This window comes from Pseudomonas sp. RIT-To-2 (genome assembly GCF_029623465.1).
GTDB classification, from domain to species: domain Bacteria; phylum Pseudomonadota; class Gammaproteobacteria; order Pseudomonadales; family Pseudomonadaceae; genus Aquipseudomonas; species Aquipseudomonas silvicola.
Genome location: NZ_JAPYKM010000005.1, coordinates 53,115 through 66,661, shown reverse-complemented (window position 1 = coordinate 66,661; position 13,547 = coordinate 53,115). Strand labels below are relative to the sequence as shown.

At 63.4% G+C, this 13,547-nt stretch carries 14 protein-coding genes; 6 read left to right on the top strand and 8 right to left on the bottom strand.

The window, feature by feature from the left end:
- Positions 1–28: 28 nt before the first annotated feature.
- Both dprA and QBK88_RS06275 read left to right on the top strand, forming a co-directional pair.
- Positions 29–1,123, top strand: a complete 1,095-nt coding sequence (dprA, locus tag QBK88_RS06280; protein ID WP_277961376.1) for a DNA-processing protein DprA — start codon at positions 29–31, stop codon at positions 1,121–1,123.
- A gap of 36 nt (positions 1,124–1,159) precedes the next feature.
- Positions 1,160–1,714 carry an L-threonylcarbamoyladenylate synthase gene (locus tag QBK88_RS06275; protein WP_268146708.1) on the top strand — a complete coding sequence of 185 codons (555 nt, stop codon included), beginning with the start codon at positions 1,160–1,162 and terminating at the stop codon, positions 1,712–1,714.
- 120 nt (positions 1,715–1,834) lie between these two features.
- Here the strand turns inward: QBK88_RS06275 and QBK88_RS06270 are convergent, their stop codons facing one another.
- Positions 1,835–2,809, bottom strand: coding sequence for an NADPH:quinone reductase (locus QBK88_RS06270; RefSeq protein WP_277961375.1), 975 nt, complete (start codon positions 2,807–2,809; stop codon positions 1,835–1,837).
- A 166-nt stretch (positions 2,810–2,975) separates the two neighbouring features.
- Here QBK88_RS06270 and hemF point away from each other — a divergent pair, with 166 nt between their 5' ends.
- Positions 2,976–3,890: an oxygen-dependent coproporphyrinogen oxidase gene (gene hemF / locus QBK88_RS06265; protein ID WP_268146705.1), complete on the top strand. Its 915-nt coding sequence runs from the start codon at positions 2,976–2,978 to the stop codon at positions 3,888–3,890.
- Between the two features lie 53 nt (positions 3,891–3,943).
- Complete coding sequence (gene aroE / locus QBK88_RS06260) at positions 3,944–4,768, top strand: shikimate dehydrogenase (protein WP_277961374.1); 825 nt, start codon at positions 3,944–3,946, stop codon at positions 4,766–4,768.
- Here the strand turns inward: aroE and QBK88_RS06255 are convergent.
- From QBK88_RS06255 to betC, 3 genes are all read right to left on the bottom strand, one after another.
- Positions 4,765–6,333, bottom strand: a complete 1,569-nt coding sequence (locus tag QBK88_RS06255; protein WP_277961373.1) for a SulP family inorganic anion transporter — start codon at positions 6,331–6,333, stop codon at positions 4,765–4,767. The two genes, aroE and QBK88_RS06255, sit on opposite strands and share 4 nt — an antisense overlap.
- A 75-nt stretch (positions 6,334–6,408) precedes the next feature.
- On the bottom strand, positions 6,409–7,329 hold the full coding sequence (gene choX / locus QBK88_RS06250; protein ID WP_277961372.1) for a choline ABC transporter substrate-binding protein: 921 nt from the start codon (positions 7,327–7,329) through the stop codon (positions 6,409–6,411).
- An 18-nt stretch (positions 7,330–7,347) separates the two neighbouring features.
- On the bottom strand, positions 7,348–8,868 hold the full coding sequence (gene betC, locus QBK88_RS06245; protein WP_277961371.1) for a choline-sulfatase: 1,521 nt from the start codon (positions 8,866–8,868) through the stop codon (positions 7,348–7,350).
- 115 nt (positions 8,869–8,983) lie between these two features.
- On the opposite strand from betC, the gene QBK88_RS06240 reads away from it, so the two are divergent.
- Together QBK88_RS06240 and QBK88_RS06235 are read left to right on the top strand one after the other, a co-directional pair.
- Complete coding sequence (locus QBK88_RS06240; RefSeq protein ID WP_277961370.1) at positions 8,984–9,904, top strand: choline sulfate utilization transcriptional regulator; 921 nt, start codon at positions 8,984–8,986, stop codon at positions 9,902–9,904.
- Positions 9,905–9,947: 43 nt separating this feature from the next.
- The gene (locus QBK88_RS06235) at positions 9,948–10,286 is read left to right on the top strand and encodes a DOPA 4,5-dioxygenase family protein (protein ID WP_277961369.1); all 339 of its coding nucleotides are present in this window, start codon (positions 9,948–9,950) and stop codon (positions 10,284–10,286) included.
- Positions 10,287–10,392: 106 nt separating this feature from the next.
- Here QBK88_RS06235 and QBK88_RS06230 read toward each other — a convergent pair whose 3' ends face one another.
- From QBK88_RS06230 to trpB, 4 genes are all read right to left on the bottom strand, one after another.
- Positions 10,393–10,842: an anti-virulence regulator CigR family protein gene (locus tag QBK88_RS06230; RefSeq protein WP_277961368.1), complete on the bottom strand. Its 450-nt coding sequence runs from the start codon at positions 10,840–10,842 to the stop codon at positions 10,393–10,395.
- Positions 10,843–10,877: 35 nt separating this feature from the next.
- Positions 10,878–11,321: a hypothetical protein gene (locus QBK88_RS06225; protein WP_277961367.1), complete on the bottom strand. Its 444-nt coding sequence runs from the start codon at positions 11,319–11,321 to the stop codon at positions 10,878–10,880.
- A gap of 126 nt (positions 11,322–11,447) precedes the next feature.
- Entirely contained in the window at positions 11,448–12,260 is an 813-nt protein-coding gene (gene trpA, locus QBK88_RS06220; protein WP_277961366.1) for a tryptophan synthase subunit alpha, read from the bottom strand.
- Positions 12,257–13,480 (bottom strand): tryptophan synthase subunit beta, encoded by a 1,224-nt coding sequence (gene trpB, locus QBK88_RS06215; protein ID WP_277961365.1) that lies wholly within the window; start codon positions 13,478–13,480, stop codon positions 12,257–12,259. Before trpB ends, trpA begins: the two co-directional genes overlap by 4 nt.
- Positions 13,481–13,547: the final 67 nt, after the last annotated feature.

Below are 13,547 nucleotides of genomic sequence, written 5' to 3'. Positions count from 1 at the left end.
ACCAGGGGCCTGAATCAAGGATGATCAGATGCCGCTCTTTACCTGCAACACCCCCGACACGGGTGAACTGGAGGCGCGCCTGCGCCTCCATCGGCTACCCGACACCGGCCCGAAACGCTTCCACGAATTGATCGCTGCCTTCGGCAGTGCGGCCCAATCCCTGCTCGCGCCTGTCAGTGCCTGGCGCCGGCTCGGGCTGTCGGCGGCTGCCTGCGCAGCCCGTGATAGTGCCGATCTGAAAACCGGCGCACAGGCTGCAATGGCCTGGCTAGAGCATCCCGGCCAGCATTTGCTGATGTGGGACGACCCCGCCTACCCCGCGCTGCTGGCGCAAATCAGCGACGCGCCACCGCTGCTGTTCATCGCCGGCGACCCCAGCATCCTGGAAAAACCACAGCTGGCCATCGTTGGCAGTCGCCGTGCTTCGCGGCCTGGCCTGGACACCGCCGCAGCGTTTTCCCGCAGCCTGGCCGCCGCGGGTTTTGTCATCACCAGCGGGCTGGCCGCCGGGGTAGATGGGGTGGCTCATCAGGCTGCCCTGGACGTTGGTGGGCTCACGATAGGGGTACTCGGCACAGGCATCCAGAAACTTTATCCACAGAAGCACAAAGCCCTCGCCGCACAAATGGCTGACTCGGGGAGTGCCGTGGTTTCGGAGTTCCCGCTGGACGCCGCGCCGGTGCCCGCCAACTTCCCACGCCGCAACCGCATCATCAGCGGTTTGTCGCTGGGGGTGTTGGTGGTGGAGGCCAGCGTCGCCAGCGGGTCGTTGATTACCGCCCGCCTGGCCAACGAGCAGGGGCGCGAGGTTTATGCCATTCCCGGCTCCATCCACCACCCCGGTGCGAAAGGCTGCCACCAGTTGATCCGCGATGGCGCGCAATTGGTGGAGACGGTGGAGCACATCCTCGAACCGTTGCGCGGCTGGCAGCGCGTTTCAATGCCAGCCCCGGCTATCGACCACCCGTTGTTGAAGCTCCTGCATGCCGCGCCCCAGAGCAGCGAAGCGCTGGTGCGCAGCAGCAATTGGGCGTTGCCCCGGGTTCTGGAGGCGCTGACCGAACTGGAACTGGAGGGGCGTGTGGTCAACGAGGCCGGGCGTTGGTTTGCGCGAGTTAGCTAAGTACACTGCTCACAGCCTTTAAGCGGAGTAACAGCAATGGTGAGCAGTTGGCGTGTGCAACAAGTCGCGCGCGATGTCAGGGCGGGCGCGGTGATTGCCTATCCAACCGAAGCGGTCTGGGGGCTGGGGTGCGACCCGTGGGACGAGGAAGCGGTTTACCGGCTGCTGGCGATCAAGTCCCGGCCTGTGGATAAGGGCTTGATTCTGGTGGCTGACAACATCCGCCAGTTCGATTTCCTGTTCGAGGACTTTCCCGAAGCCTGGATGGACCGCATGGCCAGCACCTGGCCGGGGCCCAATACCTGGTTGGTGCCGCACCAGGATCTGTTGCCGGAATGGATCACCGGCAAGCACGCCAGTGTGGCACTGCGGGTCAGCGACCACCCGCTGGTGCGTGAGCTGTGTGCGTTGGTAGGCCCGATCGTTTCTACTTCGGCCAACCCCACCGGACGCCCGCCCGCCATGTCGCGCCTGCGTATCGAGCAGTATTTCCGCGGGCAGGTGGACGTCGTGCTCAATGGTGCGCTGGGTGGGCGCAAGAACCCCAGCGTGATCCGTGACCTGGTGACGGGGGAAGTCATTCGTCCCTGAATGACAGTGGGGGTTTCACCCCGGCAGCGGAGCTGGCCGCGGCTGGAACGCTGCGGGGTATCAGGTATATCGCTTGCGCCGCCGACGCGGCCAGGTCCGCTGCTACGAGGGAGGCTTGGATCAAGGCAACAGGATGGTCGAACCCATGGTCCGGCGGCCCGACAGCTCGGTTTGCGCCTTGGCCGCTTCGGCCAGTGGGTAACGCTGGCTGATCTCCACATCCAGCTTGCCGCTGGTGATCATGCCGAACAACTCGTCAGCCATGGCCTGCAAGGCGTCGGCCGTGGCGTAGGTCGCCAGGGTCGGACGGGTGACGTACAGGGAACCCTTGGACGCCAGAATGCCCAGGTTCACGCCACTGACCGCGCCCGAGGCGTTGCCGAAGCTGACCACCAGCCCGCGGGGCTCCACGCAGTCCAGCGAGGTTTCCCAGGTGTCCTTGCCCACGCCGTCATACACCACCTGGCATTTCTTGCCCCCGGTAAGTTCCTGCACGCGCTTGACCACGTTTTCGTGGCTGTAGTCGATGGTTTCCCAGGCCCCCAGGGCCTTGGCCCGCGCGGCTTTCTCCGGAGAGCTGACGGTACCGATCAGCTTTGCGCCCAAGGCTTTCGCCCATTGGCATGCCAGGGAGCCCACCCCACCTGCAGCGGCATGGAACAGAATGGTTTCGTCGCGCTTGAGCTCGTAGGTCTGGCGGAACAGGTACTGCACGGTCAGGCCCTTGAGCATCACCGCGGCCGCCTGTTCAAAGCTGATGGCCTCAGGCAGTTTGACCAGCACCGTGGCAGGCAAGGTGTGTACTTCGCTGTAGGCGCCCAGCGGGCCGCCCGCGTAGGCCACGCGGTCACCGACCTTGACCGTGGTCACATCGCTGCCCACAGCCTCCACTACACCGGCGCCCTCGGTACCCAGCCCCGATGGGAAGGACGGCGCCGGGTACAGGCCGCTGCGGAAGTAGGTATCGATGTAGTTCAGGCCGATGGCCTTGTTGCGCACCCGGACTTCCTTGGGGCCCGGCTCGGCGGGTTGGAAATCGACGAATTCGAGGACTTCCGGACCACCGTTAGTGCTGAACTGAATACGTTTGGCCATCTGCAATCTCCTGAACCAGGCATGGAAAGCCTCTATCGGACGCTTTTGTCCGGGCGCCGTCAACCGCTCAAAGTGTGTCACCGATGCTATGCTACGCGCCGAATTTGCTCTCGGGCCGCGGTTTCCCCCAGCGCTGCCCGGCCTCTGCCCGTTCCAAGGTGAAGCCATGACTACCCGCACCGAAGCCGTAAAAGCCTACCTGCTCGATCTGCAAGAGCGCATTTGCAGCGCCCTTGAAACCGAAGACGGCGGTGCCCGCTTTGTCGAGGACGCCTGGAACCGCGCCGCCGGTGGCGGTGGCCGCACGCGGGTGATCGAAAACGGCACGGTGATCGAGAAGGGCGGGGTCAACTTTTCTCACGTGTTTGGCAGCGGCCTGCCGCCATCCGCCAGCGCCCATCGCCCGGAACTGGCGGGCCGTGGGTTCGAGGCCCTGGGTGTGTCACTGGTGATCCACCCGCACAACCCGCATGTGCCTACCTCGCATGCCAACGTGCGCTTCTTCATTGCCGAGAAAGAAGGCGAAGAGGCCGTTTGGTGGTTTGGCGGTGGCTTTGACCTGACCCCCTACTATGCCAACGAAGACGACTGCATTCACTGGCACCGGGTGGCCGAGCGTGCCTGTGCGCCGTTCGGCGCAGATGTCTACCCGCGCTACAAGGCCTGGTGCGATCGTTATTTCCATATCAAGCACCGCAACGAGCCGCGTGGTATTGGCGGCCTGTTCTTCGATGACCTGAACGAGTGGGACTTCGACACCAGTTTCGCCTTCATGCGGGCCATCGGCGACGCTTATCTCGAGGCCTACCTGCCCATCGTCCAGCGTCGCAAGGCCGCCGCGTACACCAACCAGCAGCGTGAATTCCAGGAATTTCGCCGTGGCCGCTATGTAGAGTTCAACCTGGTGTACGACCGGGGCACCCTGTTCGGACTGCAGTCGGGTGGCCGTACCGAGTCGATCCTGATGTCGCTGCCACCGCAAGTGCGCTGGGGCTACGACTGGAAGGCCGTGCCTGGCAGTGAAGAGGCACGCCTGACCGATTACTTTCTCACCGACCGCGACTGGCTGGCCGAGGCCTGACAGCCGCTGTGGATAACCCTTTAGTGCGAGACACAGATTAGGAGCTGGCAGAAATGGATCGTTACGTCGTCTTCGGTAACCCGGTGGGCCACAGCAAGTCGCCCGCCATTCACCGCCTGTTTGCCGAACAGACCGGCCAGGCCCTGGACTATAGCGCCCGCCTCGCCCCCCTGGACGGCTTCACCGAGGACGCCCGGGACTTCTTCCAGGAAGGCCTGGGGGCAAACGTGACCTTGCCGTTCAAGGAAGATGCCTACCGCCTGTGCAACGTGCTCACCCCCCGCGCCGAGCGTGCCGGTGCCGTGAACATGCTCACGCGCCAGGCCGATGGCAGCATCCGTGGCGACAACACCGACGGCGTGGGCCTGGTGCGCGACCTGATGAATAACGCCGGCGTCACGCTCGAAGGCAAGCGCATTCTGTTGCTGGGCGCCGGTGGGGCGGTGCGGGGCGTGGTGGAACCGATCCTGGACCAGCACCCGGTCTCTCTGGTCATCGCCAACCGTACCGTGGACAAGGCCGAACTGCTGGCGCAGATCTTCTCTGGCCTGGGGCCAGTGGCTGCCAGCGGTTTCGACTGGCTGGAAGAGCCTGTGGATATCATCATCAACGCCACCTCGGCGAGCCTGGCCGGTGACGTGCCGCCCATCAGCAGCAGCCTCATCCAGCCTGGCGTCACGGTGTGCTATGACATGATGTACAGCAAAGAGCCGACGCCATTCTGCCGCTGGGCCACCGAGCATGGCGCTGCCCTGGCGCTGGATGGCTTCGGCATGCTGGTGGAACAGGCCGCCGAGGCATTCACCTACTGGCGCGGGGTGACCCCGGACTCCAAGGCCGTCCTGAAGACATTGCGCCAGGAACTGGCGGCCAGTTAATGCTCGAACTGGATCGGGCAGTGCGCTGCCCCTTCCAGCTTGTACAACTCCTCGATGACCTGCGCGCGCGCATGGCGCAAGGTCAGGCTGCGGGACTGGGCGCGCAGGCGCCGGGCTTCCTGGTGCAGCATCTCCACCCCTGAGTAATCGATGAAGTTGATCTGTTGGGCGTCGATGACTACCCGCAGGCCTTCGGCCCTCTGCAGCCGTACCTGCAGGTAATGGCTGGCGCCGAAGAAGATCGAACCACCCACGCGCAATACCTCCTCGTCACCGTCGCGCCATTGCTGCACCCGCGGCTGCGAGGTGCGCTTGAGGTAGAAGAACAGCGATGCCAGTACCCCGGCATAGATGGCGGTCTGCAGTTCCAGCAGCAGGGTGGCCAGGCAGGTCAGGGCCATGACCATGAACTCCGAACGGCTCACCCGAAACAGCGCGCGAATACCGCGATGGTCTATCAGGCCCCAGCTGATGAGCAGGATGCTGCCGGCCATGGCCGGGATCGGGATCTGCGCAATCAACTGCGCGCCGGTCACGGCAAACAAAGCCACCCACAGTGCCGAGAACACACCGGCCAGGGGCGAGCAGGCGCCGGCCTCATAGCTCAGGCCTGAGCGCGTGAACGAGCCCGCCGATAGCGAGCCAGAGAAGAACGCCCCCACGATGTTCGACAGCCCCTGGGCGCGGACTTCCTGGTTGGCGTCGAGCAACTGCTGTGAACGTGTGGCGATCGAGCGGGCGATCGACAGGCTGGTCACCAACCCGAGCATGCCTACCGCCACGGCGCTGGGCAGCAGGCGCAGGATAAGCGCAGGGTCGGTGGGAAGTGTGCTGAAGGGGGGCAGTTGGCCGACAAAGGCGCTGACCCGTTGTACATGGCCGAACATCGTAGGCCATAGCCAGGCCAGAAGGCTGCCGCTGACCAGTGCGATCAACAGGGTTGGCCAGCGCGGTACCAGTGCCTTCAACGCTAGCCCCAGCGCCAGCGTGAACAACCCCAGCATCAAAGAGGGCCGATCCAGTTCGTTCAAGTGCTCGAACAGGTTGGCCAGGCTGGCGAAGGCCGTGGCCTGGCTGCTCAAGGTGATACCCAGCAAGCTCGGGAACTGTCCAATGGCAATGACGATGGCGGCACCGAAAGTGAAGCCCAGCACCACTGAGTGGGACACGAAATTCACCAGCGCGCCGAAGCGCAGCATGCCCAGCAGCCACTGAAAGATGCCCGCCAGAAAGGTCAGCAGCAGGATCAGGGTGACGTAGTCTTCGCTGGCGGGCACGGCCAATGGACTGACGCTGGCGTAAAGCACAATGGAAATGGCCGCCGTTGGCCCGCAGATCAGGTGCCAGGACGAGCCCCACAGGCAGGCGACCAGCACCGGGATGATTGCCGCATACAGGCCGTACTCGGCCGGCAGGCCGGCAATCAGGGCGTAAGCGATGGACTGCGGCAGGGCCAGGATGGCGCCGCTCAGCCCCACCACCACATCTCGGCTGACGCTGGCGCGGGTCTGGCGTGGGAGCCAGGTAAGGAAGGGCAGCAGTCTAGCCAGTCTGGACCAGCGCATTGGTCTCTCTATTCTTCAGATCGTTTTGTGGGAGCTGGCTGGCAAGCCAGCTCCCACAAGGGACTCGGTCTCGCGTTACAGGTGTGCGTTCACGACCGGCAATGCATCCTGGCCATCCAGGGTCTTCACCCCTTCCAGCCACTTGTCGAGCACCGCCGGGTTGGCCTTGATCCACTTTTTCGCCGCGGCAGGGTAACTGGCTTTGGTGTTGACCACGTCGGCCATGATGCTGTTCTCCATGTCCTGGGTAAAGACAAGGTTGCCCAGTAGCTTGGCGACATTCGGGCAGGCCTGTGCATAACCCTTGCGGGTCAGGGTGTAGACGCTGCCGCGGGAGCCGAAATAGGCCTCGCCCCCACTCAGGTAATGCAGCTTGATCTCAACGTTCATCGGGTGGGGGGTCCAGCCGAGGAAAACCACGAACTGTTTTTTATCCACAGCCTTTCGAACCTGCGAGAGCATCGCCTGCTCGCTGGATTCCACCAGCTTCCATTTACCCAGGTCGAATTCGTTCTTCTTGATGATCTGTTGAATCGACAGGTTGGCCGGGGCGCCGGAGCCGATACCGTATATCTTGCTGTCGAATTTTTCAGCATATGTGTTCAGGTCGGAAAAGGTGTGCACCCCGGCCTCCCAGACATAGTCGGGTACCGCCAGGGTGAATTCGGTGCCCTCAAGGTTTTTTGCGTACTGGGTCACGTCTCCCGTGGCGATGAATTTATCGTAGAAGCCCTGCTGCGCTGGCATCCAGTTGCCCAGGAAGACATCCACTTTGGCGTCCTTCAGGCCACCGTAGGCAATAGGGACCGCGAGGGTATCGACCTTGGCCGTGTAACCCATGCCGCCCAGCAGCAAGCCAGCGATGGCATTGGTGGAGGCGATGTCGCTCCACCCGGGATCGGCCATCTGCACCGTGGCGCAGCTTTGCTCGTCGGCCGCCGCGTGCAGGCTGGCCAATGCCAAAAGGCCGGAGGCAACCAGTGTGGATAACTTCATCGAACATCCCCTTGTGGATTATTGATCTGGGCAGGGTTGTGGATAACGCGCCTTGCGCTCCAGATCGTCCAGGTCGATATGGTTGCGCATGTACTGCTGACTGGCGTCTACCAGCGGCTGGTGATCCCAGCTCTTCAGCGTGCCGATGCTCAGCGCCTCGGCCACCAGGCGGCGGCGACGCTGGCTGGCGAGCACCTGGTGGTGTATCGCCTGGATATCCCATTTGCCCCGGGCTTCGGCCAGCAACGCGGCAAATAGCGCGTGGTGCTCGGTTGACTGGCTGAGGTCTTCACGCTCATGCGGGTCATGCCGCACGTCGAAGAGTAGGCAAGGGTCGTCCTCACTGTAGATAAATTTGAAGTCGCCGCGGCGAATCATCATCAGTGGGCCGACGGTGCCCTCGGCCATGTACTCGCCAAACACTTCATCATGGCCGCCCTGCCCTTGCAGATGGCTGACCAGTGAACGGCCGTCGAGTGGCAGCCGTGGGTCGACCCTGCCCCCGGCCAGTTCCACGAAAGTAGGCAGCAAGTCGGCCGTGGAAACTGCTGCGTCGATGCGCCCTGGCTTGAATTGCCCTGGGGCGCAGACCAGCAGCGGTACCCGTGCCGACATCTCGAACCAGTGCATCTTGTACCAGAGCCCGCGCTCGCCCAGCATGTCGCCGTGGTCCCCGGAAAAAACAATGATGGTGTCGTCGGCCAGTCCTGTTTCTGCCAGCGTTTCCAGCAGTTTCCCGACGTTGCTATCGATGTAGCTGCACGCGCCGAAATACGCCCGGCGCGCGTCGCGGACCTTATCCACAGGCAGGGTTTTCTCCCACAGGTCATAGACTTTCAGCAGCCGTCGGGAATGTGGGTCCAGTTTTTCCTGGGCCGGTACATCGGCTGGCAGCGGTATGTCCTCCTCACGGTACATGTCCCAGAAATGCCTGGGGATGGTGTAAGGGTCATGGGGGTGCGTCATCGACACGGTCAGGCAGAACGGCTGGTCGCCTGGCTCGCGCACATGGTCGAACAGGTACTGCCGGGCCTTGAAGACCACCTCTTCATCGAAATCCAGCTGGTTGGTGCGCACACAGGGTCCGGCCTGCAATACCGAGGACATGTTGTGGTACCAGGTGGGGCGCACGTCCGGCTCATCCCAGTTCACCGCCCAGCCGTAATCCGCTGGGTAGATGTCGCTGGTCAGGCGCTCTTCGTAGCCATGCAATTGGTCCGGCCCGCAGAAATGCATCTTGCCCGATAGTGCTGTGCGGTAGCCCAGGCGGCGCAGGTAGTGGGCATAGGTGGGCACATCGGCCGGAAAGTCCGCGGCGTTGTCGTAGGCGCCGATCTTGCTGGGCAGTTGGCCGCTCACCAGGGTAAAGCGCGATGGCGCGCACAGGGGGCTGTTGCAGTAGGCGGCGTCAAACACCACGCCTTGCTGCGCCAGCCGGCTCAAATGGGGTAGGTGGATAACGGATCGGTCGTTGTACAGGGGTAGCAGTGGCGCGGCCATCTGGTCGGCCATGATGAAGAGAATGTTCTTGCGCTTCATGGGTGGGCGGCATTCCATAGTGTTTAATTATGCGAAAGTGCTCACCATCGAGCATGGGACCGCTTTGAAATGCGGTAAAGCCCACGTCAGGCAATGCCTAGGATAAGCCCTGCTTATGTTTGATAGCCTCGCCGAGCTCTCGCTCGATCTGCTGCGCGCCTTCGAATGTGCCGGGCGCCACCGCAGCTTCACCGTGGCCGCGGTAGAGCTGGGCACTACCCAACCGGCCGTCAGCCAGCAGATCAAGCGCCTTGAGGAACGACTGAACACCCGCCTGTTTGACCGCATCTACCGGGGCATCGAATTCACTGATGCCGGCAGAACGCTGTTCGATGCAGTGCACAAAGGCTTGCAGGAATTCGACAGCGGTCTGGCCGCGATCACTGCCCAGCCCCAGCACGAAGTGCTGCAGGTGGCCACCGACTTCGCTTTCGCCGCTTACTGGCTGATGCCGCGCCTTCACCGCTTCCACCAGGCCAACCCGCACGTCGACGTCAGCCTGGTGACCAGCGAACGCAGCCACGCTATGTTGCGGTCTGATATCGATGTGGCGGTGCTGTTTGGCGATGGCCGCTTCAGGCAGGGGGAAAGCCACTGGCTGTTTGCAGAAGAAGCCTTTGCGGTGTGCAGCCCTCGCCTGCTGCAAGGCCGCGCCCTGCCCTTGCCCGCCACGGCATTGCTTGACCTGCCTTTGCTGCACCTGCGCGGGGAAAGCACCAGTGAGTGGTTTGACTGGGCAGGCCTGTTTCGCACACTGGGCATTCACAGTGCACCCGCACCGGGGCAGCTGCGGTTCGATAACTACACCTTGCTGATCCAGGCGGCGATTGCCGGGCAAGGGGTGGCGATTGGCTGGCGCCACCTGGTAGACGCATTGATCGACCAGGGGCTGTTATGCCGGCCCATCGTGGAAACGGCCAGCTCGGCGTTGGGGTACTACGTGGTGTTGCCACAGCGCAAGCGGCGGGGAGAACTGATCGGGCGGTTTGTGGAGTGGTTGCGCGGGGAGCAATCGGGCCCACAGGAAGTGCGGTGAGACATGATACTGTGATGTCGCCAGACTGCCCGGAGACAACGTTTTGCAATCCATCAACGGCTACCACGCCCACGTCTACTTCGATGCCTCGACCATCGCTCAAGCCCGCGCTCTGTGCGAAGAAGCCGCGCGCCTGTTTCCCGCAGTGGTGATGGGCCGGGTTCATGAAAAGCCGGTAGGACCGCACCCCGACTGGAGCTGCCAGTTGGCGTTCGGCCCGGAACTGGTGAGCGAAGTGCTGCCCTGGCTGGCGATGAACCGCAAGGGGCTTGTGGTGTTCATGCACCCGCTGAGCGGGGATGAATTGGCGGACCATCGGGACCATGCGATCTGGATGGGGGCGGTACGCCCTTTGAAGCTTTCGGTGTTTGGCGCCGACTAAGCTGTGGGATCGGGCGAAGCTCGGGAAAGTCGCCACGGTTGCGAAGGGGGTCCGCAGTGGCTGCTTCCCGAGCTACGCCCGGTCCCGCAAGGGTGTTGCGGACTTATCAGTTCAACACACCGTCGAGAATCTCGTACACCACGCCGGTGCCCACCGAGATCAGCACCACGTCGGTGCCCAGGCGGCGCCATTCGTAGCCCGGGTAGCGTGGCAGTTGCGACAGTGCGCGGCTGTCCAGGCGCTTGCCGTAGCCGTGGGGCAATGGGCGGCCTTTCTCTACGTGCACGTTCGACGGCAGGGGGCTGCCGCGGCCGAAGCTGTCACGGTGCTGCTGGATGGTCTGGCGCACAGGGCCGAAGTCCTGTGGTGGCCGGTTACCACCGCCGGCGTGCTGCTGTTGTGGCGCGCCATGTTCGTCGCCGCGCGGCCCACCTTGCTGCTGATGTTGCTCACCGCCCTGGCGTTGGTCATCCGGGCCGGGTGCTGCTTGCAGCAGAGGGGTGACGCCGACCAGCAGCACGCCCATACCTGCGATCAGGGATTTTGGCAGTTTCATACGCGTTCCTCGCGGTGGTGTGTCGAAAAGGTCAATCAGTAAGCCAGCACGCCCTGCAGAACCTGGTAAACCACACCGGTTCCGTCCTGAACCAGGACGATATCCGGGCCGTAGGCGATCCACTGGTAGCCTGGGTAGTAAGGCAGTTGTTCCAGTTCACGCGGCCCCAGCGGGCGGCCGTAACCTGGCGGCAGTGGGCGGCCCTGGACTACGAACACGCCTGGCGGCAGGCGTTCGGCATGGCCGAAATAACCGCGGTGTTCAAAGGCATGCTGACGGATCGGGCCAAAGTCGCGCGGCGGCGGGCCGCCGTGGTCGAAGCGGCGGTCATCATGGTGGTCGTCATGGCGGTCATCACGATGGTCGTAGCGGCCATGGTCATCCGGGCCACCTGGGCCCCATTGGTCTGCATGCGCCAAGGATGTCATGCCCACAAGCATGAGGCCCAGGCCGGCAATCAATGGTTTGGAGAGTTTCATCGAGCGAATCCTCACTGCTCAGGCAACAAAAAAGGGAACCGGATCTTATCGATCAGGTTCCCTCTGGTCTTGTGAAATTAGTCAAAGAAATCAGCCACTAATTCCTTTGTAACAAGATATTTACCTTCAGCTTACACGAGCCTTACGTACGCCCTGGGCCAAGGCCGAGCACAGCTCCAGAACATCACCTACTGCCTGGTCTGGCGAAGCGGCCTTGGCGATCTTGTCCACCAGCGCCGACCCTACCACCACGCCGTCGGCCAGGCGGGCGATCGCCGCTGCCTGTTCAGGGGTGCGAATGCCGAAACCGACGCTGATCGGCAGGTCTGTGTGGCGGCGCAGGCGCTCGATGGCGCTGCTGACCGCTTCGGTGGTCGCGGAACCGGCACCGGTCACGCCGGCCACGGACACGTAGTAGACAAAACCGGAGCTGCGCTCCAGTACGCGGGGCAGGCGCGCATCGTCGGTGGTCGGCGTGGTCAGGCGGATAAAGTCGATACCCGACGCCTGGGCCGGTGTGGCCAGTTCGGCGTCATGCTCTGGCGGCAGGTCGACGATGATCAGGCCGTCCACGCCCGCTTCCCTGGCTTCGCCCACGAAGGCTTCGACGCCAAAGCGGTGGATGGGGTTGTAGTAGCCCATCAGCACAATCGGGGTGGTGTCGTTGTCGACGCGGAACTCGCGCACCATCTGCAGGGTTTTCTTCAGGGTCTGGCCAGCGTCCAGGGCGCGCAAGGTCGCCAATTGGATCGCCACGCCGTCTGCCATCGGGTCGGTGAAGGGCATGCCCAGCTCGATCACGTCGGCGCCTGCGGCAGGCAGGCCCTTGAGGATGGCCAGCGAAGCGTCGTAGCCAGGGTCGCCGGCGGTGACGAAGGTCACCAGGGCGGCACGGCCTTCGGCTTTTAGATCGGCGAAGCGTTGTTCAAGACGGCTCATGCCAGTTTCTCCTGGTCGGCGGCGGCCATATGGCTCATCACGGTTTGCATGTCTTTGTCGCCACGCCCGGACAGGCAGACGACCATGAGGTGATCCTTGGGCAGGGTCGGCGCGCGCTTGATGGCCTCGGCCAAGGCGTGGGCAGTCTCCAGGGCCGGGATGATGCCTTCCAGGCGGCAGGTGGTGTGGAACGCGGCCAGGGCTTCGTCATCGGTGATGCTGACGTAGTTGACGCGTTTGATCTCGTGCAACCAGGCGTGCTCGGGGCCGATGCCGGGGTAGTCCAGGCCAGCGGAAATGGAGTGGGCGTCGGTGATCTGGCCGTCGGCGTCCTGCAGCAGGTAGGTACGGTTGCCGTGCAGCACACCCGGTACGCCGCCGTTGAGGCTGGCAGCATGCTTGTCGGTGTCCACGCCGTGGCCAGCCGCTTCCACGCCGAAGATTTCCACGCTGGCGTCGTCCAGGAACGGGTGGAACAGGCCCATGGCGTTGGAGCCACCGCCCACGCAGGCCACGAGGCTGTCGGGCAGGCGCCCTTCCTTGGCATGCAGCTGCTCGCGGGTTTCCTTGCCGATGATCGACTGGAAGTCGCGGACCATGGCGGGGTACGGGTGTGGGCCGGCCACGGTGCCGATCAGGTAGAAAGTGTCCTCGACATTGGTAACCCAGTCGCGCAGCGCTTCGTTCATGGCGTCTTTCAGGGTGCCGGTGCCCGCGGTAACCGGGACGATCTCGGCGCCCAGCAGGCGCATGCGGAACACGTTGGCCTGCTGGCGCTCGATGTCGGTGGCGCCCATGTAGATCACGCACGGCAGGCCGAAGCGCGCGGCCACGGTGGCGGTGGCCACGCCGTGCATGCCGGCGCCGGTCTCGGCGATCAGGCGTTTCTTGCCCATGCGCTTGGCCAGCAACACTTGGCCAATGCAGTTGTTCACTTTGTGCGCGCCGGTATGGTTCAGCTCTTCACGTTTGAAGTAGATCTTGGCGCCGCCACAGTGTTCAGTCAGGCGTTCGGCGAAATACAGCGGGTTCGGGCGGCCGATGTAGTCGCGCTGGAAGTAGGCCAGTTGCTCGAGGAATTCGGGGTCGGCCTTGGCAGCCTCGTATTCGCGGGCCAGGTCCAGCACCAGCGGCATCAGGGTTTCAGCCACGTAGCGGCCGCCGAAGGCGCCAAACAGGCCGTTGGCGTCGGGGCCGCTGCGGAAGTTGGTCTGGGTCATGGGTCGCTCCAGTGAACAGGAATGGGCTTGCTATGAATCTACTGTAACCACGGCACGCGTTGAAAAA